The organism is Aeromonas sp. PrichA-15 (assembly GCF_017939245.1).
Lineage (GTDB): Bacteria > Pseudomonadota > Gammaproteobacteria > Enterobacterales > Aeromonadaceae > Aeromonas > Aeromonas caviae.
Genome location: NZ_JAGKRH010000325.1, coordinates 1 through 1,062, shown reverse-complemented (window position 1 = coordinate 1,062; position 1,062 = coordinate 1). Strand labels below are relative to the sequence as shown.

Annotated in this window: 1 protein-coding gene; it reads left to right on the top strand. The window is 61.3% G+C overall.

Going from position 1 to position 1,062, the window contains the following annotated elements:
* A partial coding sequence (locus J9889_RS22875) for a DeoR/GlpR family transcriptional regulator (RefSeq protein WP_210558330.1) occupies positions 1-651 on the top strand: 651 nt, incomplete at its 5' end.
* Positions 652-1,062: the final 411 nt, after the last annotated feature.

Genomic DNA, 1,062 nt, shown 5'->3' with positions numbered 1-1,062 from the left:
CGCCGGGATCTCAACGATCTCGCCGAACAGAACAAGATCCGGCGCCATCACGGCGGGGCCTCACTGCATTCGAGCACCGTCAACACCGCCTACAGTGCCCGCAAGGTGATGCAGCTCAAGGAGAAGGAGCGCATCGCCCGGGAAGTGGCCGCCAACATCCCCGACGGCTCGTCGCTCTTTATCAACATCGGCACCACCACCGAGGCCATCGCCCGGGCGCTGCTCGACCACCGGGAGCTGCGCGTGGTCACCAACAACCTGAACGTCGCCAGCATCCTGACCGCCAAGGATGACTTCACCGTCATCATCGCCGGCGGTGAAATTCGCAACCGGGATGGCGGCATTGTCGGGGAGGCGACCCGCGACTTCATCGGCCAGTTTCGCATGGACTACGGCGTCATCGGCATCTCGGGCATCGACAGCGACGGCTCCCTGCTCGATTTCGACTATCACGAGGTGAAGATCGCTCAGGCCATCATCGCCCACTCCCGCCAGGTGTTCCTGGCCGCCGACCACACCAAGTTTGGCCGCAACGCCATGGTCAACCTCGGCAACCTCAACCAGATCCACGCCCTGTTCACGGATCAGGAGCCGCCGGAGAAGCTGATGCGACTGATGTCCCAGCATCAGATCGCCTGCCATATCTGCTGAGCTTCCCCGCACAGGCATCAGGCCGCCTCGGGGCGGCCGCTTTTTTCCTGCCCCCTCCCGGCCTGCGGCGTCTCCCTTGCGGCGCCTAAGAGGCCAGTTCCTGGCGCTGACACTCCTTCTTTGACCCCTGATGTTGCCCCCGCACTCGGGCGCCAGGTTTGCACCGACGCTAGGCGCCTGCGAGGGATTCACGCCATCGCGTTCATCACCTTGCTTCATGGGGGCGCCCCCATCCGGGACACCTTGTTCTCCTCCCTGCCCGAAGTGGCTGTTTCCGGCAGACCTTAGCCTTGCCAGGCCGTCACCGACTGGCAGCATTTTTAGCATTGTGAAAACAATCGCGATCACATTTCTCTCACGAAATGTTCGTTTATTGGTTTTTCATGTTCTAATATGAGCGAAATCAAACAT